General features: G+C 68.6%; 15 protein-coding genes. 3 read left to right on the top strand and 12 right to left on the bottom strand.

What is annotated here, in order from left to right:
• Positions 1-809: 809 nt before the first annotated feature.
• From ABT009_RS27275 to ABT009_RS27240, 8 genes are all read right to left on the bottom strand, one after another.
• Positions 810-1,433: a zinc metalloprotease gene (locus ABT009_RS27275; protein ID WP_351300232.1), complete on the bottom strand. Its 624-nt coding sequence runs from the start codon at positions 1,431-1,433 to the stop codon at positions 810-812.
• Between the two features lie 270 nt (positions 1,434-1,703).
• Entirely contained in the window at positions 1,704-2,789 is a 1,086-nt protein-coding gene (locus tag ABT009_RS27270) for a hypothetical protein (protein ID WP_351300229.1), read from the bottom strand.
• A 337-nt stretch (positions 2,790-3,126) separates the two neighbouring features.
• Positions 3,127-3,390 (bottom strand): plasmid transfer protein KilB, encoded by a 264-nt coding sequence (kilB, locus tag ABT009_RS27265; protein ID WP_351300226.1) that lies wholly within the window; start codon positions 3,388-3,390, stop codon positions 3,127-3,129.
• Entirely contained in the window at positions 3,387-3,614 is a 228-nt protein-coding gene (locus ABT009_RS27260) for a hypothetical protein (RefSeq protein ID WP_351300223.1), read from the bottom strand. The genes kilB and ABT009_RS27260 overlap by 4 nt, the downstream gene beginning before the upstream one ends.
• 94 nt (positions 3,615-3,708) lie before the next feature.
• Positions 3,709-8,034 (bottom strand): caspase family protein, encoded by a 4,326-nt coding sequence (locus ABT009_RS27255; RefSeq protein ID WP_351300220.1) that lies wholly within the window; start codon positions 8,032-8,034, stop codon positions 3,709-3,711.
• 3 nt (positions 8,035-8,037) lie between these two features.
• A complete protein-coding gene (locus ABT009_RS27250; protein WP_351300217.1) occupies positions 8,038-8,919 on the bottom strand; it encodes an antibiotic ABC transporter ATP-binding protein in 882 nt (293 codons plus the stop codon).
• A 560-nt stretch (positions 8,920-9,479) separates the two neighbouring features.
• A complete protein-coding gene (locus ABT009_RS27245) occupies positions 9,480-10,808 on the bottom strand; it encodes a class I SAM-dependent RNA methyltransferase (protein WP_351300214.1) in 1,329 nt (442 codons plus the stop codon).
• A 231-nt stretch (positions 10,809-11,039) separates the two neighbouring features.
• Positions 11,040-13,088: an APC family permease gene (locus ABT009_RS27240; RefSeq protein WP_351300211.1), complete on the bottom strand. Its 2,049-nt coding sequence runs from the start codon at positions 13,086-13,088 to the stop codon at positions 11,040-11,042.
• Between the two features lie 277 nt (positions 13,089-13,365).
• Here ABT009_RS27240 and ABT009_RS27235 point away from each other — a divergent pair, with 277 nt between their 5' ends.
• The 3 genes from ABT009_RS27235 (at position 13,366) to ABT009_RS27225 (ending at position 15,485) form a co-directional block, all read left to right on the top strand.
• Complete coding sequence (locus tag ABT009_RS27235; RefSeq protein WP_351300208.1) at positions 13,366-13,890, top strand: hypothetical protein; 525 nt, start codon at positions 13,366-13,368, stop codon at positions 13,888-13,890.
• A gap of 249 nt (positions 13,891-14,139) precedes the next feature.
• Positions 14,140-14,808, top strand: coding sequence for a potassium channel family protein (locus tag ABT009_RS27230; RefSeq protein WP_181662412.1), 669 nt, complete (start codon positions 14,140-14,142; stop codon positions 14,806-14,808).
• On the top strand, positions 14,808-15,485 hold the full coding sequence (locus ABT009_RS27225) for a potassium channel family protein (protein ID WP_067270353.1): 678 nt from the start codon (positions 14,808-14,810) through the stop codon (positions 15,483-15,485). Before ABT009_RS27230 ends, ABT009_RS27225 begins: the two co-directional genes overlap by 1 nt.
• A 208-nt stretch (positions 15,486-15,693) precedes the next feature.
• Here ABT009_RS27225 and ABT009_RS27220 read toward each other — a convergent pair whose 3' ends face one another.
• The 4 genes from ABT009_RS27220 to ABT009_RS27205 all read right to left on the bottom strand — a co-directional run bounded on the left by ABT009_RS27220 (position 15,694) and on the right by ABT009_RS27205 (position 20,514).
• Positions 15,694-16,488 (bottom strand): DUF3159 domain-containing protein, encoded by a 795-nt coding sequence (locus ABT009_RS27220; RefSeq protein ID WP_351300203.1) that lies wholly within the window; start codon positions 16,486-16,488, stop codon positions 15,694-15,696.
• A 3-nt stretch (positions 16,489-16,491) separates the two neighbouring features.
• Entirely contained in the window at positions 16,492-16,890 is a 399-nt protein-coding gene (locus ABT009_RS27215; RefSeq protein ID WP_351300200.1) for an OB-fold nucleic acid binding domain-containing protein, read from the bottom strand.
• A gap of 166 nt (positions 16,891-17,056) precedes the next feature.
• Positions 17,057-17,776 carry a response regulator gene (locus ABT009_RS27210; RefSeq protein ID WP_351300197.1) on the bottom strand — a complete coding sequence of 240 codons (720 nt, stop codon included), beginning with the start codon at positions 17,774-17,776 and terminating at the stop codon, positions 17,057-17,059.
• A gap of 191 nt (positions 17,777-17,967) precedes the next feature.
• The gene (locus ABT009_RS27205) at positions 17,968-20,514 is read right to left on the bottom strand and encodes a DUF4118 domain-containing protein (protein WP_351300194.1); all 2,547 of its coding nucleotides are present in this window, start codon (positions 20,512-20,514) and stop codon (positions 17,968-17,970) included.
• Positions 20,515-20,601 lie beyond the last annotated feature (87 nt).

Raw genomic sequence — 20,601 nt, 5'->3', positions numbered from 1 at the left:
CCCAGGAAGCTGCAGGTCAGTGGCCCTTTTCGGTCGGCTCCAGAATCGCCACGCACTCCACGTGATGCGTCATCGGGATCACGTCGAATCTTCCACATGAGGGAGAAAGTGCAGGTCAGAGGTCATTCTGTGAGCGTCAGCAGAGCGGTTTCAAGATCGGAGCGTCAAACGAGCGTCACGTTTTCCCCCTCCCGACAGCCTCGCATCGATCGCTGGCCCCGAGTCCTTCACCCCCGGATGTCGTCGTGGAGGAGCAGGTCCACGGTGTCCAACAGAAAGGCGACGGGCCGGGGTCCCTTCCGGGCAGGCGTGCCTGACAGTCGAGCCTCAAGGGCTGTCAGCAGATCCCGGAGACGCCCCCTGCTCACTCTTCCTGGTGCCTCGGCGAAGGCTGTCGAGCTGCTCCCTCCTTGACAGCCTTGGCTGAGGCACCCGGGGTTCCGGGTTAGCCTGGATGGGTGAGACAGGAGTGCTACCCGGCATGACCAGCAAGAACACCCCCAGCACCCCAGACCCGAATCCGGCGCCGCGTCCGAAGCGGCGATCGTTCACCGCGGAGTACAAGCTGCGGATCGTCGCGGAGTGGCGATGAACGCCTCCTACTGGTCGAAAGATTGGTGAGCCACTGACGGCCCGGGCCGGACGGCGTAGGCCAGGCTCCGCACGGCGGAGCGCAGCTCAATAGCGCGCCGCCGTGCGACAACAGGACGAACAGCGCACCTGGCACGGCACCGGGCAGGGTCCCCGCCCTCTTCGCCCATGGGAAATACGGGAGCAGGACCGCCCGCTACCACGCGGCCAACAGAGCGTCACCAAAGCATCAGCGCAGCCTTCCCCGGCCCCCAGGTTGAGTACAGCCGGGTCCGGAGCACATACCGGCGCCCTTCGAAGAGCCTCACCTTCAGCCGGCCGTTGCTGTCCTCGCCGCTGTCGTCCACGGCGGTGAAGTACCGCAGTTCGCCGCCGACCTCCTCGAACAGCACCATGACGACATCGCTGTTCCCGAACGTGCCGATCTCGTACATCCGCGTCTCCGACGGGACGATGGCGAAGTCCGACTGCTCACCGGCGGCGAGGGTCAGTTCGACCGACTGGAACGGGTGGAGTTCGGCCGGACTGTCCTCCAGGGGCGGGTACCACCGCCTGACGTACTCCTTGTCGTGCTCGGAGATGACCAGGGGATCCGGAATGCCTTCGCGGTGGTACTTCTCCGGCCGGCGGATCAGGCCGGGAGGGAAGGCGTACTCCATGATCGATTCCGGGTCCCAGTCGGACCCCTCGACCTCGCTGGTGGACAGCTTGCGCAGGATGTTGTGGAAGGTCTGCTCCCGTGACCAGTTGTTCGGAGGGGCGCCGAGGGTGGGGTACACCTTCTCCTCGTCCCACTCGATCCCCGCGAACGGGTTCTGGTGCTCGTGCGAGTCGCCGAACATGTGCCCGATCTCGTGTCGGGCGGTGGCCTTCCCGGGTGCCCGGTCACCTCGCTCCAGAAGCGCGCCAGCTCTTACGCGTTCCTGCAGTCCACCGCCACGTTCGCCACTGTTGCAAGCATGCTGGTGATCTTGTCGGAAGGATCGGGCTGAGGCCAGGCCGTGCGCGGAATTCGGCCGGGGTCGGCCGGGGCCGGACCGGGTCCCGCCCGTCCACGTCCCGGTGCCGACGCACGCGGCCTCGGTCTGGCGGGCGGCATTCCGTCAGCCAGGTCAGGTGTCGCGGGGCGCCCAGCGTGCCGCGCGGGCGGTGCCCTGTTCGATGTCGGTGCGGGGCAGCCCGAGGCCGAGCGCGGTCTCAAGGGCGTGGAAGTACAGCTGGAACTCGTCGGTCACTTCCGGGTGGTCGAGCTCCGCTCGGCGTATGGCCCGGTTGAGGAAGTCCAGCTGGCCGCCACGGCGGTAGGGGGCGCGGCCCAGGTCGTACGAGATGAGCTCCAGGGCGCTGAGGACGTCGTCGGCGACGCAGACCCCGTCGCGCATGTAGTCGAAGGTATAGATCGCCTTGGCGGAGCAGGCGCTGAGCCACACGGACTCGGTGATGCCGAGCCGGTTGTACCGTTCCTCCTGCTCCTTCCGCTCCTTGTCGGAGCAGCCGCGCGGGGGCGTGTCGTGGTACAGCAGGTACGCCCATTCGCCCGCCTGGCCGTAGCAGAACGTCTGCCAGTCCAAAGAGGAACCGGGGTTCCGGCCCTGGGCGAGCAGGGCCGGCAGGTCGGAGAGCCGGACGCCTGCGGCGACGTCGTCCGGGTCGGCGCTGTGGAAGAGAGCGATCTCCTCGGGCTTGACGTTCTCGCCGCGGTAGAACGCGAGGTGGGTGTAGGGGGCCTGCTCCCTCCAACCCCCTGAGACCCAGGCGAAGCCGTCGATCGGGTCGGTCCCGCATGGCTCGACGGTTCCGGTGTCGTCCGTGCCGCCGCTGCGGAAGCGCCTGCCCCACGCCGCGTCGATATGGTCGAGCAGCTCGGCCTGCCGGACCACGGCGCCGGCGCCCCGGCCCGAGGACGCGCCGGCATCGGAATCCTGCCGGGCGAGCGTCCGCGTCACCTCCTCAGCGATGAAGTACAGCACCAGGTCGAGGTCGTCGGAGTCGAAGAGTTCCTCCTCGTCGCCGTTGGATCCGCGTACCGTGCCGTCGTCGGCCAACTCGATGTACAGCTCCTCGGGTTCGAGGCCCGGTGACGCGTGGTCGTAGTCGCCGGCCGCCACGATGGGCGGGAGCATCGCGTCGTCGAGCAGTTCGGAACCGGCGGCCTTCCGGTGCCAGGCCGAAGTGAGGGTCTCCTCTGTGATCCGCATGGACGTCATCGTGCCGCCCGCCACTGACACCGACGCCGCCACTGACACCGACACCGACACCGACCACCGGATCGACTCGCCCCGCGATCCGGTGCCGCGCGACACCCTTCAAAGGACTGGGGAAAAGAACCCTCCCACCCGCCTCGCCGTACCCCGCCTGCGGTGCGTGGGCGGCTGGCGTACGGCTCGCGTGCGGCGAGGCCGTCGGGCCACTCTCAGGGGTGAACTTCCCCGCCCGAACTGACGCGAGGCCACCTCCGTGGTGCAGCGTCAGCCTCGACAACTCAGAGACATGCATCGGCCCTCGCCGGGATTGCCGTCCCGGACGAGGGCCTGATCAGCCGGCGATCAGCCCAGGGACGAACGCGCGTGCCGCGGCGATGAAGTCATAGACCAGCGTGCGCGACTCCTCCCGTGCCGCAGCCAGCTCCTCCCGCGACCTGCCTGAGTGAAGCCGGTCGGCGGCCTTGAGCGCGCAGCGCACGAGAGCCGACAACTCGGCGGAGTCAGTGAGGAGTTCAACCCGGAACATGGCCTCCATCGCAACCGTGCGCAGGCGCTGCGCCTCCCGGGCGAACTCGTGCAGCTCCCCGTCGGTCACGTTCCGGCCGTCGTGCCCGGCGTACCAGTAATCCATCTGCCCCGGCGGTAGTCGGCCGGCGCACCGCCGAACGCGCAGTAGGCGTCTATTCGTTCCTGCCGCAGCCGCTCGTTCCGCGCGAACTGCTCGGACCGCTCGGCGTTCCTCCGCTGGAACACGTAGGTCAGGGCCGAACTCAGAAGGGTGCCCAGGACCGCGATGACACTCGTCGCCACAACCTGCATGGCCCCATGCGAAGCACGCCCCCGCCCGGGCCGGAGGCCGTTCGGCGGGTTGTCGAAGCTCAGCAAGACAACCATTTCCCCTGACGACATGAGGTCAATGCGCCTGCCCGTCGCGGAGGATTTCAGTGGCACGGGTGAGAACGAGCACTTCCGCGTTCATGCCGACAATGATGTCGCGACCGCTGACCACGAGGGTCTCAGCCGGGAGGGGCAGGGCGATTGTCTCCACGAGCCGGTCCCGGGCAAGGTCCCATACCCGGACCGTGCGATCTTTGCCCGCGGATACGACATGAGGACGATCCCCGATTGTGATGCACGCGACCGCTTCAACCGGGCCCTGGTGGCCCTTGAGGCAGGCTTTCTCCTCGCCTGTGGTCAGGTCCCACACTCGCACAGTATGGTCCTGAATTCCTCCGGACACAGCGTGGGGGCGATTGTCGATCTCTGTGCATGACACCGTCGAGATCTCATGTTCATTCCCACGCAAGACCATATCGCTCTTGCGGCGGCGCGAGAGAATCCGCCGTCCGGTCAATGGATCCCAGATCCGGAGTGCGTGTTCAAGGGTATTCCAATCGACCTTCGAATACCCCACGGCGATGATCTTATGTTTCCCATTTACTTCCGTCCAGGCCAGGGAGTCGTCCAATCCGTCGAAGCCGACCAGGACCGCTTTCTCGCGCCGATTATTCAGATCCCATACCCGGATCCTGGGATCTTCTCTCCCCCCACCGAAGGCAGCATAGCTTTGGCCATTGACAACCTTGCAGGCGACAGCATGGACTCCATCTTTCTGTTGGGTCAACCTGATAGGCTTGCTGTCAGGCGCCAGATCCCATACATACGCCGCATGCTGATTTCCATACACCACATGAGGACGTCCGTTGATCTCAGTCCACGCAAGGTCCCAAATCAGTCCATCATGATCTCGGCCAACGTACTCACTTCCTGTACTGACATCCTGGATCGAAATCCGATTGCTGTCCGCGATCGCAACATATGGAATTCCGTCGATCTCGCCACACGTCGTCCGCACCCTGATTCTTGTGGCTGACTCACTGGTCGAAGCTTTGCGATCGGTCAAGTCCCACACTCGGACCGTTCCGTCATGACTGCCGGACACCGCATGTGGGCGACCCTCAATATACGCGCAGGCAACCGCCTCAACCCATTCCTCGTGGCCTGTGAAGGCGGCATGCTCCATACCTGCTGACAGGTTCCACACCCGAATCACCTCGCCAACCGAATACACCACGTGCAGACCGTCGTTGATGGTGGTGAAAGTCAGGTCGCGGCAACCCAGCTCTCGCGGAAAATTCAGGTTTTTTCGCTCTTGGCATTCATGCAAGTCCCATACCTGGAGACAATCGGTCACGACGTGCGGGTGCCCGTCGATCTGCACGCACGCCAACGCGTCCACCCCGGCAACGCAGGAAAAGACAGCATGCTCACGTCTGTTGGTAAGATCCCATACTCGTACCGTTTCGTCCCGGCTGCCGGACACCGCGTACGGGGCGCCTTCGATTTCCGTGCATTCCATTGCCTCGACGCGATCCGTGTGCCCGGTCAGGGTCGCGTACTCGCTCCCGTCGAGCAGATCCCAGACCCGGACCGTGCCATCGTGTCCACATACCGCATGAGGCCGCCCGTCGATTTCCGTACAGGCCACGGACATGACCCATTCTTCCCGGCCGACCTGGCGAACGGAACGACGTTCCATCCCGGTGGTCAGATCCCACACCTGTGCGGAACCATCAAGGAAGCCGAACACAGCATGCGGGCGCCCCTCGATCTCCACACAGGCCACCGCGCTCGTGGACGAGTGGCCCTCTCCAAGAGCGTGGACCATGCTGCTCGTCGTGAGATCCCATACCCGCGCCACGGGCTCCGGGGGGTCGTCTCCCAACGAGTGGTACGTAGCAGCCGACACAACATGCGGCCTGCCGTCGATCACTGTGCACGCGACTGCCTCCACCCACCCGTTGCCGTCGCCGTCGCGCATGGTCGCGGCGTGCGCAGGGTGCACCAGATGTCCCGTCGCCCAGCGGGGGCGCCACGGCCGTTCCCGGGCCAACTCGGCTGCAAGGTCATGCTCTTCGAACCGGGCGGCGTCAATGGCCAGGATGTCCCGGCGGGCCTCCGGACCGGCCGTGGCGTGGACGCCCTCCGACGCCTGGTAGATGCTCCGCCGCAGGCGAGCCGCCTGCGACTTCACCGCCCGTAGGGCGGGCCGCAGGTATCGGGGAGTGGCGTGGACCAAGAAGTCACCGTCCGCGAGCAGGCCGTCCAGGCGTTCCGCGGCTGCGGCATGGGTGGCCAGATGGTCGCGCACATACCAGTGCGCCGCCTGCCAACCTCCGGGCCCGAGTACCGGATTCCTGGGGACGAGCCCCGTCAGGACTTCCGCGATCTTCTCGTGCGCTCTGCTGTCGTCCCGCAGGTAATCGGCCAGCATCTCGTGGCACAGGCGGAAGGTCGACTCGTGCTGATCGGCATGAGGGGCGACCTCGACGATGTACGCTCCGGCCTTCTCCCGTAGCCAGCGCAGATCATCCTGCGAGCAGGGAACCCCCGACAACGCGTGAGCCAGCTCCACCCACATCGCCGACCAGGGAAGCCCTGAACCCTGTGCGTAGGCCAGCGGGCGCAGCAGCCGCTCCACCTTCGCGCGATCGTGACCGAAGCGTTCCAGGTACTGCGCGAACGCCTGACGGGCATCAGTCGGCAGCCTCTGCTCCCAGCCTGGTTCGCCGATGTCGAGAACCGTCGGCCGGTGGACCAGGGCATGAGCCGTCATTCGGGCGACGAGGAAGGAGTTGCCCGCCTGTGCGGCCACTCCGTGAGCGACTTTGGCAGCCAGTTCCTCATGCCCGCGGTAAGGGGAAGGACTCCCGGGATTGTCCTCGTCGAGCAGAAGGGCCCGCACGTAGCCGGCGACATCCGCGTTGTCGGCGTATGCGGGCGCGTCGAGATCCATGGTGACGACGGCCTCCCCCAGGACCTGGAGCAGATGCTTCCGGGTCCCGACGACCAGCCGCACATTCGATTCGTCGGCGAGTGGTTTCAGGAACTCCCTCGCGATGCGCCTGGCCTCGTTCACATCGCCATCAGGACCCGCTTCGTCGAGTGCGTCCACCACGACAACGATCGGACGGTCACGCCGACGTACCCGCTCCTTGATCCCTCCGAGGCTTCGGCCACTCCGGCCACTCCCACCACTCCCACCACTCCGACCGTCGTCCAGCATGACGGCCAGGCTGGACACCAGATCGTCCAGTACCGCATGCCGCGCATGCAGCCCGACTACCTCCATCCCCTCCAAAGCCGCCACCGGCGAAGCGTCGCCTCCCGACTCGCGCCGCCCCTCACGCCCTTCGTGCCCCTCAAGCCCTTCGTGCCCGTCACGCCCGTCGTGCCCCTCACGCCCGTCGGACACAACCTTCGCCCGCATGAGAAAGCGACCCAGCAGGGCGGACTTGCCCACACCGGGAGCACCCGTGACCACACGCATTCGGCGATCAGGGTTCTCAGGCACCGGCCAGGACTCCAACTCCTTCAGCGCATCGGCTCGGCCGACGAAATAATCCCCCGGATCGGTCACATGCTTGACACTTCGCCCGCTCGCGGCGAAATGATTATGGCCGGCCTTGGCGAGCTGGGTGATCCTCTCCAGCGTCAAATCACGGTGCGGAAGCCTCGGTTGATAGCTCAAGTTGTGAAAGAACTTGGCGGTCCCGTAACTGGAGGGAACCGAGTAAAGCGCCGTCTGGCGGATTCTGCCGGCCTTGAATGCCTCATTGACCTGCTCGACGACGCTTCCCATGTCAAGGTATCGCTGCCGAGCGGCCTCCGGCAGGCCCTTCTTCAGGATGGGGAGCAAGGCCGGCACGAAGGCATTCTCGGCGGCGAGTTCCTTGCCCCGTGCCGCAGCCACCAGCCACCGGCTCGCAAGGGCTCGGCTCTTGGAATCGAACTCGTGGGCAAGCGTCGCCATGTTGGTCGCCCCGGCTCCGGCGTAACAGGTGTCGAGGATGACCAGAAGATGCCCGAGCCCACTGTCCAGCAGCGGACGGCACAGGTCCTCACTCGCCAGTGCCGTCCTGGGGCGGTCCGCCCGGCTGTCCGCACAGAGCAGGTAATGCCGATCCGCTCTGCTGACCCCATGGCCGGCGAAGTAGAGGACCACCACGTCCCGCTGGTCGAGCCGCACGCTCTTTTCCCATGCCTCGACACGCCGGTCAAGGTCCCCGAGGGGATTCTCGGACACCTCGGACAGCGCCGGCTCATACCCCATGTGGCCTGTCAGAAGCTCGCGCATCTCCTCGACGTCGCGCCGTACTCCGGGGAGATTCTCGATCTCCGGATCCTGATACTCCCCGACGCCCAGCGCGATCAGGAACCTGCGCCCGCCTGCCGCCATGACTCAGGCCCCAAGCCCTTTCGCCACTGCCACACCTGTGCGGGCGGCGCCCAAGTACCGCTCCACCGCGTGCATCCGCATCCCGTTACTGATCGAAATGTCCTCGACCCGGCTCCCGAACCGGGAAGCCAGCCGATGGGCCAGCGCCACGATGTCACCCCGGTCAGCCACATTGGTCCAGCGCACGACCCCGCCAGGCCATCCGCCCACCCCGTTCACAGGTGGCGGCCGCAGCCGGTCGAACACCACACTCCGCATGCCCAGCGGCGACCCCAGCGTCACGAAATCCGTCACCGGCCACTCCGGATGCGCGCACAACGCCTCGTACGCCACCACCGAACCCAGCGAATGCCCGACCACCACCCGCGTCTCCTCGGTGACCACTTCCGCCAGCCGCGCCTGCGCCGCCTGCTGCAACTCCAGCTCGGTCATGTACCGGCGCACCTGCTTCAATGCGAAGATCAACAAAGGCTCCGACACATGAGCGAAGAACGAGGCACGACTCAGCGCGTCCAGCGCCGCCCGCACCCGGTCCGACAGCAGCAGGCGCGAGGCCCCGTACCCGACCGGCCCCCGGACACCCGCCTCGTCCGGTCCCGCCACCTCCAGATCGACGCGGGCCGCCTGGCCCCACCACGCCTCCAGCAGCTCGGCTTCCAGCCCGCCCTCGACATCCGTCTCGTCCCACCACGGCACATCCATCGACCGCGTGCCCGGCTCGAAGAAGACGTCCCCGTAGAACGCGCACGCCACATCCTGATCCCGCAGGGCGAGTCCCGCCCCAAGCTGTACACCGTCCCGCAGCGCCGGCCCCACAGCCGCCAGCACCTGCAGCGCTCCCGAGAACTGCTGCCCGACACCGTGCACGAAGATCACTCGAGCCACCGATGCACACCTCCTACGGTCTTCCCCGACGATGACGCGATTCCCCTCCCGGACGGCGCGCACCTCCTGCCCGGGGTTCACAGAAGCCCCGCCGGCCCGCAGGAGGGGCTGCTGCTGCTCCGTACCGTATGGGGAACGACCACCCGCCCGACGGGGAAACGTTACGCGGCCCCGAAGTCACCTTCTGGACCGTCCTGGCCGACGACGCAGTGACCGATCAACTATCGGCATTTCCACGGAAGATGGGACCTCGCGCCACAACACCCGACGCCCATCCCCACCGTGGAGCGACCGACCCATGCACGACCGGACCGAGCGGCGGGGCTCCGCAGCCCTCGTACGGCGACCGATCCTGGCGGGTGACGGGCTCCCGCATGGGAGCCATCGGCCCTCCGGCCTGCCGTCATTTCGAGCGTCATATGAGCGTCAAGATTTTGCGCGAGTCGGCCCCCGCACGCGTCTCGGCAGCGGAAAACCGCAGGTGAGAAGGGGTCGCCTGCCCGACCTGTTGGGCATGGGCGAACACGTCAAGAGCCGACCCGGAACAGAGAACCCGCAGGTCAGAGGCCCTTCTTGACCGGCTCGAGGATCGCCACGCACTCCACGTGCGCCGTCATCGGAAACAGATCGAACGCCCGCAGCGTCCGCACCCGGTACCCGCCCTCGCGGAAGTACGCCAGGTCGCGGGCCAGCGCCGCCGGGTCGCAGGCGACGTACGCGATGCGGCGGGCGCCGAGCGAGGAGAGGTGCTGGACGGTCTTCTTGCCCGCGCCTGCGCGGGGCGGGTCGAGGACGATCAGGTCGACATCGGTGATGCCGGTGCGCGGCAGGACGGATTCGACCCTGCCCTGTTCGATGCGGACCCGGTCGAAGCCGGCCAGGTTGTGGCGGGCGTCCTCGACCGCGCGCTTGCCGGACTCGATGCCGAGCACCGCGCCCTTCTCGCCGACCCGGTCCGCGAGGGCTCCCGCGAACAGGCCCACGCCGCAGTAGAGGTCGAGCGCCATCTCGCCCTTGCGCGGCAACAGGCCCTGCATCACGGCCTTGACGAGGGTGTCGGCGGCCTTCGGGTGGACCTGCCAGAACCCGCCGCTGCCGACGCGGTAGGTGCGGTCGTCGGCGCGCTCGCGCACGAAGGGCCGGCCATGGACGCGGTGGACTCCGCCGTCCTTTTCCTCGATCCGCATCACCGACACCGGCTTGTCCAGTTCGACGATCGGCAGGCGGGCACCCGGCTTCGGCGCGAGGATCACCTGGCGGTCCTGGGAGCCGGTCGCGGCGATCGCCTCGATCGACGCCATGCCGGTCCAGTCACGCTGCTCGATGCCCAGCTCGCTGACGCCCTCCGCGGCGATCATGCAGTGCTCGATCGGCTCGACCTCGTGCGAACGGTGGCGCCGCAGCCCGGCCTTCCCGTCCTCGTCCACCGCGTACTGAACGCGCGTACGCCACGCCGGGACCTCCCCCGCGGGGAGCTTGTCGCCCTCGGCGGGCATGACCGTGCCGTCCCAGCCGGCCTCCTCGGGCGTGAGGCCCGCGAGGCGCTTCAGCTGCTCCGCGATGACCTCGCCCTTCAGCCGCCGCTGCGCGCCGGGCTTGGCGTGCTGCCAGTCGCAGCCGCCGCAGCGGCCAGGACCGGCGTAAGGGCAGGGGGTCTCGACGCGGTCCTTGGACGCCTCGAGAATCTGCACAGCGTCCGCGCGCAGAAAGCGGGAGTCCTCCTCGCCCTCCGTGACGCGCGCGACCACCCGCTCACCGGGCAGCGCATGCCGCACGAACAGCACCCGGCCTTCGGCGGTACGGGCGATGCAGTGGCCACCGTGGGCGACGGGGCCGACCTCGACCTCGTACTCCTCCCCCACCAGCGAATTCTTCGGTTCTGCCTGCATGGCGGGGTGACTCCACAACGTAAGGAACGAACGGACGGCGCAAGGGACGAACGGACCGCGTGAGAGCCCACGGGCGGCGTACGTCACAAACGGCCGGACAACAGCCCACCAGTCTACGTGGGTGCCGTCCGGCCGTTCACCACAGGCCGGTCGGGACCGGACTCCGGTCGTGCGCAGAAGCCAGGTCGAAACCGGACTCCGGTCGTGCGCCGAAGCCCGACCGGTGCCGGGTCAGCTCTTGGCGCTCGGCTCCTTGGGCCGCTTCTCCACGGGGCCCCGGCGCACCGAGCCCGGCGCGTTCCACTCCTGGCGCTTGCGGGCCCGCTTCCTCGCCACCTCGGAGGACTCCAGCTGGTAGGGCACGGAGGTCACCATCACGCCTGCGGTGAACAGCAGCCTGCCCTTGAGCCGGAGCGCGCTCTGGTTGTGCAGGAAGTGCTCGTACCAGTGTCCCACCACGTACTCGGGGATGATCACGCTGACCGCGTCGCGCGGCGACTCCCGCCGCAGCCCCTTGACGTACTCGATGATCGGCCGGGTGATCTCGCGGTACGGCGAGTCGAGGACCTTCAGCGGCACGTCTATGCCGCGCCGGTCCCACTCCTCCTTGAGCGCCTTGGTCTCCGCCGGGTCGACGTTGACGCTGAGCGCCTCGAGGGTGTCCGAGCGCAGCAGCTTGGCGTAGGCGACGGCGCGCAGCGTAGGGCGGTGGATCTTGGAGACCAGTACGACGGAGTGGACCCGGGACGGGCGGACCATGTCGTCGGACGGGCCCTCTGGGGCCGCGATCTCCTCGGCCACGCGGTCGTAGTGGCGTCGGATCGCGGTCATCGTCGCGTAGAAGATCACCATGCCGAGCAGGGCGACCCAGGCGCCGTGCGTGAACTTCGTGACGAGGACGACGACGAGGACGAGACCGGTGAAGAAGGCGCCGAAGGTGTTGATCGCGCGGGAGCGGACCATGTGCCGGCGCTTCGCCTGGTCGGTCTCGGTCCGCAGATGGCGGTTCCAGTGCCGGACCATGCCGGTCTGGCTGAGCGTGAAGGAGACGAACACGCCGACGATGTAGAGCTGGATCAGCCGGGTCGAGTCCGCTCCGTAGATCCAGACGAGCAGCACGGCCGCGCCGGCCAGCAGCACGATGCCGTTGGAGAACGCGAGCCGGTCGCCGCGGGTGTGGAGCTGGCGCGGCAGGTAGCGGTCCTGCGCCAGGATCGAGCCGAGCAGCGGGAAGCCGTTGTACGCGGTGTTCGCGGCCAGGAACAGCACGAGTGCGGTGGCCGCGGCGAGCAGGACGAAGAAGAAGGTTCCGTCACCGAAGACGGCGGCCGCGACCTGGGAGATCACCGGGTTCTGGACGTAGTGGTCGCCGACCGGCGCGCCGTTGAGGAACAGGTCCTTGCCCGGGTCCTCGGCCATACGCACATCGGTGGCCATGGCCAGGCCGATGATGCCGCAGAACATGGTGACGGCCAGGATGCCCATCAGCGCGAGCGTGGTCGCCGCGTTCTTGCTCTTGGGCTTGCGGAAGGCGGGCACGCCGTTGCTGATGGCCTCGACGCCGGTGAGCGCGGCACAGCCGGAGGAGAAGGCGCGCAGCAGCAGGAAGACGAGGGCGAAGCCCGCGAGGCCCTGGTGCTCGGGCTTGATCACGAAGTCGGCGGTGGGGGCTTTCATGGTGTCGCCGAGGACCAGCCCGCGGAACGCGCCCCACACGATCATGATGAAGACGCCCGCCACGAAGACGTACGTCGGGATCGCGAAGAGCTTGCCGGACTCCTTCACGCCGCGCAGGTTCATCAGCGTCAGCAGCACGATGATGCCGATCGCGCACAGGACCTTGTGCTCGACGACGAAGGGGATGGCCGAGCCGAGGTTCTCCACGCCCGAGGAGATCGACACGGCCACGGTCAGCACGTAGTCGACGAGCAGGGCGCTGGCGACGGTCAGGCCCGCCTTGGGGCCGAGGTTGGTGGTCGCCACCTCGTAGTCGCCGCCGCCGCTGGGGTAGGCGTGCACGTTCTGCCGGTAGGACGCCACCACCGTGAACATCAGCACCACGACCGCGAGCGCGATCCACGGGCTGAAGTGGTACGCCGACAGGCCCGCGATCGAGAGGACCAGCAGGACTTCTCCGGGCGCGTACGCGACGGAGGAGAGCGGGTCTGAGGCGAAAACGGGGAGTGCGATGCGCTTGGGCAGGAGTGTCTCTCCCAGCCGGTCACTGCGCAGTGCGCGCCCGATCAGAATCCGTTTGGGCACGTCGGTCAGTTTGGACACGCAGAGGATCGTATGCGTTCGAACGGGGGAGCGCCCACCCACCACCCCAGACGTTCGCAGGATGGCCATACCGCGACGACCGACCATGCGTACATCGGCCCTGCAAGGCGCGCACTGCGCCATGATCCAGCACCCCGACGGGCACGCCGCTACGTACTTGGCGACGTGACGTGCGTCATGGGGCGCGCGCGTCCCGCACGGTACGGTGGCGGGCGTTTGTCATGCAATGTCCTGGCACGAGATGTCCGTGCACCTGAAGGAGAGGAGGTCGGGCAGCATGTCCGTCGGCCTCCCGTCCGTCATAGCCGCCACCACCCAGTGGCTGATCCGCGCCTATCCTCCGGCCTCCGGCACCCTCAGTGCCGTACTCGCCGAGGCGCAGGCCCGGCAGGCGGCGACCGTGGCGGCCTGGCTGCGGTACCCGACCGCGCTGGACGCCTCGCTGGTCACACTCGTCGGACCGGGCGGCGCCAGGCGCCTGGACTGGCTCGTCGGAGGCTACACCGGTGAGCTCGAGGCCGATGAACACGCGTGGCGCACCTGGGTCGACGAGGTCGTGGCCAGCTGGGCGGCCTCGCTCCTCACCGACCCGGCGCTGGCGGCCGCGGCCGTGGCCGCGCTGACCGGTTCCGAACACATGGGAGGCTCACCGGTCGAGTTCCGGCGCCTCACGGATCCCGACGCGCACGACAGGGGCGCGGCTCCCCTGCTGCGCCACCCGGACCTCGTACGGCCAGTCGCCGAACTGCACCTGGCGGGGCTCGTCGAACGGCTACAGGCCGACGCCGTGGGCGCCGACTGACGTCACTCCTCGGGCCACCCCGGTGAACGCCGGGCGCGCGGCCGGACGGCGCACTCCGGCGCGCGATCGGTGCTGCCTCTGATCAAACACGTACGCGGATGAGGGCAACGCAAGGGTTGCGTCATAAGCTCGTCAACGGGCAACGCCGTACGCGGTTGCCCGGTTGTTGCCCGGCCCAGTGAGAGAGAAGAGTGAGCAGGTTGTTTTCGCAGGTCAGCAGGGTGACGAGGACTGCGGGGTAAAGGTCAGGTGCACATCGTCATCATGGGCTGCGGACGAGTGGGCTCCGCTCTCGCGCAGACCCTGGAGCAACAGGGGCACACGGTCGCCGTGATCGACCAGGACCCCACGGCCTTCCGCCGTCTGGGCTCCGGGTTCGGTGGCCGCCGCGTCACCGGTATCGGCTTCGACCAGGACACCCTGCGCGAGGCCGGCATCGAGGAGGCGGGCGCCTTCGCCGCCGTCAGCAGCGGCGACAACTCGAACATCATCGCGGCCCGCGTGGCCCGCGAGATGTTCGGCATCGAGAACGTCGCGGCCCGGATCTACGACCCCCGCCGCGCCGAGGTCTACCAGCGCCTGGGCATCCCGACCGTGGCGACGGTCCGCTGGACCGCGGACCAGATGCTGCGGCGTCTGCTGCCGTCCGGCGCCGAGCCGCTGTGGCGCGACCCCACCGGCGGGGTGCAGCTCGCCGAGGTGCACACCTCTCCGGCCTGGGTCGGCCACAGGATCAGCCGGCTCCAGGAGGAGACGGGAGTCCGGGTCGCGTTCCTGACCCGGCTGGGCGAGGCGATTCTGCCGACCTCGCAGACGGTCCTGCAGGAAGGCGACCTCGTTCACGTGATGATGCGGACGGACGACGTCGAGAAGGTCGAAGCGGCGTTCGCCGAAGGTCCTGAGGAGGGCGGTCACTGATGAGGGTCGCCATTGCCGGAGCCGGTGCGGTGGGCCGTTCCATCGCCGGCGAGCTACTGGAGAACGGGCACGAGGTCCTTCTCATCGACAAGGCGCCGACCGCCATCTCGGTCGAGCGCGTACCGCAGGCCGAGTGGCTGCTCGCCGACGCCTGTGAGATCACCTCGCTCGACGAGGCGGCGCTGCAGCGCTGCAACGTGGTCATCGCGGCCACGGGCGACGACAAGGTCAACCTCGTCGTATCGCTGCTCGCGAAGACCGAGTACGGGGTCCCGCGGGTCGTCGCCCGAGTCAACAACCCCAAGAACGAGTGGCTGTTCAACGAGGCGTGGGGCGTCGATGTCGCCGTCTCCACGCCGCGTCTGATGTCGGCCCTGGTAGAGGAGGCGGTGAGCGTCGGCGACCTCGTACGCCTGCTCCGCTTCAGCCACGGCGACGCGAACCTGGTCGAACTGACGCTCCCGCCCGAGTCGGCCCTGGCCGGCACCCAGGTCGGCGACGTCGAGTGGCCCGAGGACACGTCGCTGGTGACGATCATCCGCGGCAACCGCGTCCTAGCCCCCTCCCAGGAGGACTCCCTGGAGGCGGGCGACGAGCTGTTGTTCGTGGCCGCCCAGGCCCGCGAGGAACAACTCGAGGACCTGCTGTCGGTACGCCGGGAGGACGCGGCCAGCTGACGCGAGTCGTTAGTCGCTGTGGGCAATCGCGAGTCGCTAATCGCTGTGGGCAATCGTGCCGCTGGGGCGATGGGGGTACCTCCCATGCCCTTAAGGCAATGGGGGAGGGTGGGCACAGCGGCGGCGGCAACACAGAGGGGGTGCCCGGAATCATTCCCGGGCACCCCCTCTGTCGTTCTGCGGCCGCCGTAACGGCCGTGCGCGGCCGTTACGCGTCGCGCCGGTGCCGCCCCGCCGCCGTCTTGCGGTCGGCGTCCGCCTGCGGCGTGGCGCCCGGCTCCGCCGACTCCTCCGCCTTCCTGGCCTGCTCCTCCGCCTCCATCTCGGCGAAGACGTCGATCGGCGCGGGCGCCTTGGCGAGGAACACCCAGGTGAGCCAGACGGCCAGCAGGAACGGCGGGATCTTCAGCGCCACCAGGACCCAGCCGAACTGGGTGGTGTCGCCCCACCAGTAGAGCGGGAAGAGGATCGCGCACTTGGCGAGAAGGATCAGTCCCCAGGCCCAGCTCGCCTTCGCGTAGGCCTTCTTGCGGCCGGGGTTCCGCTTCCGCCAGGAGAGGTTCTCCTTGAAGACCGGGCCGAGGATGAGGCCGATCAGCGGGACGCCCGCGAGCGTCGTGATGATGTAGGCGAGGCCCAGGCCGAGCGTGTAGAGCATGCCCGGCAGATAGAAGTCCTTGGCGTTGCCGGTCATCATCGCGAAGACCACGCCGAAGGCGACGCCGAAGACACCGCTGAAGGCGTGCTTGACGGTGTCCTTCATGACCAGCCGGACGACGACCAGCAGCAGGGACACGCCGAGGGCCGCGATGGCCGAGGTGTGCAGGTCCTTGTTGACCGTGTAGATCGCCACGAAGAGCAGGCCGGGGAGCACCGTCTCCACCATGCCCCGCACACCGCCGAAGGCCTCGAAGAGCGCGGCCTCGGTCACTGCCCTGGAGTCGGTGGATTCGGCGTCCCCGTCCGTGGTCCGATGGTCGGTCGGCTTGTCGAGGGACGTCACCGGCTACTCCCGTCCGAGCGGTCTGAGTTCGTACTTCGGGTTGAAGAGCACCCGGCGGCCCCGGCTCATCGAGATCCGGCCCGATGCGATCAGCTTGCGCCCCGGTTCGATTCCCACGATGGAGCGCCTGCCGAGCCACACCACGTCCAGCGCCGCGGAGCCATCGAAGAGCTCCGCCTCCAGGGCCGGGACCCCGGCCCGTGGTCGCAGAGTGACCGTGCGCAAGGTACCAGTAACCGTCACGATCTGGCGGTCGTGACAGTCACCTATGCGCGTACAGCCTGCGGTGTCGGCGTCCTCGCGCAGCTCCTCCGACTCCAGGTCCTCCTGGGACGTGGAGAGCCGGTCGAGCATGCGCCGGAACCGGCCCGCCGGCTTTTCGGAACGAGGGACAGCACTCATAACAGGAAGCCTACCGGGGGGCTGTGACACGAGTGGAACAGGTGCTCGTCTGCGCGCTCTCCTGCTCGAGTACCCGGTCGGCCGCCCTCTCGAACCGGCAACCGGTCCCCGGCACCGCGTACCCGGCCCCGTTAGGCACCGCCCCGCCCGGTGCTCACCTCGCTGGTTACCTCTCGAACCGGTACCCCATCCCCGGCTCCGTGATGAAGTGCCGCGGATGCGACGGGTCCGCCTCCAGCTTGCGGCGCAGCTGGGCCATGTAGACGCGCAGATAGTTCGTCTCAGTGCCGTACGAGGGCCCCCAGACCTCCTGGAGCAGCTGCTTCTGGCTGACGAGGCGCCCGGTGTTGCGTACGAGGACCTCCAGCAGGTGCCACTCGGTGGGGGTCAGGCGTACGTCGCGTCCGCCGCGGTTGACCTTCTTGGCGGCCAGGTCGACAGTGAAGTCCTCGGTCTCCACGACGACCTCGTCCTCGCCGGTCCCGACGACGGGCTCCGCGCGGCGGACGGCGGCGCGCAGCCGGGCCAGCAGCTCGTCCATGCCGAACGGCTTGGTGACGTAGTCGTCGGCGCCCGCGTCCAGCGCCTCGACCTTCTCGTCGGAGCTGTGCCGGGCGGAGAGGACAAGGATCGGTACGCGGGTCCAGCCGCGCAGTCCCTTGATCACCTCGACGCCGTCCATGTCGGGCAGTCCCAGGTCGAGCACGACCACGTCGGGGTGGCGGGCGGCGGCGATCCGAAGCGCGCCGGAGCCGTCGGAGGCCGCGTCCACCTCGTACTTGCGCGCCTTGAGGTTGATGACGAGCGCGCGGACGATCTGCGGTTCGTCGTCGACCACGAGCACCCTCGTGGGGGTCTGGGGGTCTCCCCCAGATGAGTGCGGCATGGGGCCTGCCTTTCTTCTGCTGCGGCGGTCGCGGGGGGCCGGAACCTGTCGCACGGCTCGATCCTGCCGCACGGCCGGACACTGCCGCACGGGTTCGTTTCGCGCTGCCGGATCCCACCGCGAGGCGGTGATCGAACCGATGCGGTCGAGCTGACGCGATCAGGGGGGCGCGTTCCTCGCGCATGCCCGGGTCACGAGGCGGCCTCGGCGGGGAGGAAGGGACCGTACTGCGGGCGGACTGCGACCGCCTGGAGGGTGAGCACCATGGTGAGGCCGCCGCCGGGCGTGTCCTCGGCCTCGAGCGTGCCGCCCATCGACTCGGCGAAGCCGCGGGCGACGGCCAGGCCGAGGCCGACGCCGGTGCCGCGCGGTGCGTCGCCGTAGCGCTGGAAGGGCTCGAAGATGCGTTCCTTCGCCTCGTCGGGCACGCCGGGGCCGCGGTCCACCACGCGCAGCTCGACGCGGTCGCCGAGCGCACTGGCCGCCACCAGGACCCGCTGCCGGCCCGAGCTGTACTTCACGGCGTTCTCGACGATGTTGGCGACCGAGCGCTCCAGGAGACCCGGGTCGACGGCCACCATCGGCAGGGTCTCCGGAATGTCCAGGTCCACACTGTCCTCGGGCACGCCGCCCAGCGCCATCGGCACCACCTCGTCGAGGTCGATCTCCCGGATCAGCGGGGTGACCGTGCCGGTCTGCAGCCGGGACATGTCCAGCAGATTGCCCACCAGGTGGTCGAGCCGGTCGGCACCCTCCTCGATGCCCTCGAGCAGCTCCGCCTGGTCCTCGTCGGACCATGCCACGTCGTCGGAGCGGAGCGAGGTGACGGCGGCCTTGATGGCGGCGAGCGGGGTGCGCAGGTCGTGGCTGACGGCGGCCAGCAGCGCGGTGCGGATGCGGTTGCCCTCGGCGAGCGCCCGGGCCTGCTCGGCCTCGGACTCGAGTCGCTGCCTGTCCAGCATCACCGCGGCCTGTGCGGCGAACGCAGCCAGTACCCGGCGGTCCTCGGCCGGCAGGACGCGCCCGGACAGCGCCAGCGCCATGTGGTCGCCGACCGGCACGTCCACGTCCGCCTCCTCCGGCCGCTCGACCAGCGACCGCGGGCCCACACCGCCGGCGCAGGTCCACGGCGCGACGTCGCTCTCCCGCTCCAGCAGCGCCACCGACTCCATGCCGAACGTCTCGCGCACCCGCTCGAGGAGCGCGTCCAGCGTCGTCTCCCCGCGCAGCACACTGCCCGCCAGGAACGAAAGGATCTCCGACTCCGCCCGCAGCCGCGCCGCCTGATGGGTACGGCGGGCCGCCAGATCCACGACGGAGGCGACCGCGACGGCCACTGCGAAGAAGACGCCGATGGCGACGATGTTCCTCGGGTCGGCGATCGTGAGGCGGTGCAGCGGCGGCGTGAAGAACCAGTTCAGCAGGAAGGAGCCGACCGCTGCCGAAGCCAGCGCGGGGAACAGCCCGCCGAGCAGCGCGGCGGCCACCGTGAGCGCCAGGAACAGCAGCATGTCGTTGGCGAGCCCGAGCTCCGCGTCGACATGGGTGAGCAGCAGCGTCAGCAGTACGGGTCCGGCCACGCCCACCAGCCAGCCCCAGATGATCCGGGACCGGCCCAGGCGCGCCCCTCGCGCCACCGGCAGCCCGCGCCCCTTGGCGACCTCGTCGTGCGTGACGATGTGCACGTCAAGGTCGGGACCCGACTCACGGGCGACGAGAGCGCCGACACCGGGCCCGAAGACGTACTGCCACGCCTTGCGGCGCGAGGAGCCGAGGACGATCTGGGTGGCGTTGACGCCGCGGGCGAACTCCAGCAGCGCCGCCGGGATGTCGTCGCCGATGACGTGGTGGAACGTGCCACCGAGGTCCTCGACGAGGGTGCGCTGGGCCGCCAGCTCCTTGGGCGAGGCGGACGTCAGCCCATCGCTGCGGGCGATGTAGACAGCGAGCACCTCGCCGCCCGCGCCCTTCTCGGCCAGGCGGGCGGCGCGCCGGATGAGCGTACGGCCCTCCGGACCCCCCGTCAGACCGACCACGATCCGCTCGCGGGAGCCCCATATCTTCGAGACGTGGTGCTCGCTGCGGTACTCCTGCAGGTACTCGTCGACGCGGTCCGCCACCCACAGCAGCGCCAGCTCGCGCAGGGCGGTGAGGTTGCCGGGGCGGAAGTAGTTCGAGAGGGCCGCGTCGACCTTGTCCGGCTTGTAGATGTTGCCGTGCGCCATACGCCGTCGCAGCGCCTGCGGCGACATGTCGACCAGCTCTATCTGGTCCGCCCTCCGCACCACCTCGTCCGGCACGGTCTCGCGCTGCCGTACGCCGGTTATCGACTCGACGACGTCACCCAGTGACTCGAGGTGCTGGATGTTGACGGTGGAGACGACGTCGATGCCCGCGGCGAGCAGCTCCTCCACGTCCTGCCAGCGCTTGTCGTTGCGCGAGCCGGGCACGTTCGTGTGGGCCAGCTCGTCCACCAGGGCGACGGCCGGGGCGCGCTCCAGGACGGCGTCCACGTCCATCTCGGTGAAGGTCGTGTCGCGGTACGCGAGCTCCTTGCGCGGGATCTGCTCCAGGCCGTGCAGCATCACCTCGGTGCGCGGCCGGCCGTAGTGCTCCACGAAGGCGACCACGCAGTCGGTGCCCCGTTCCACGCGACGGTGCGCCTCGGACAGCATGGCGTACGTCTTGCCCACGCCAGGCGCCGCACCGAGGTATATCCGAAGCTTGCCGCGTCCCATGGCCCCATTGTCTTCCCGTGACGGCCGAGTACCGCCCGGTCAGCGCCCGGGAACGTGCCAGTCAGCCTCGACCCGACGGTACCGCCG

Source organism: Streptomyces sp. NPDC002896 (assembly GCF_040295225.1).
Taxonomy (GTDB): Bacteria; Actinomycetota; Actinomycetes; order Streptomycetales; family Streptomycetaceae; genus Streptomyces.
This window is presented reverse-complemented; position numbering and strand designations above follow the sequence as displayed.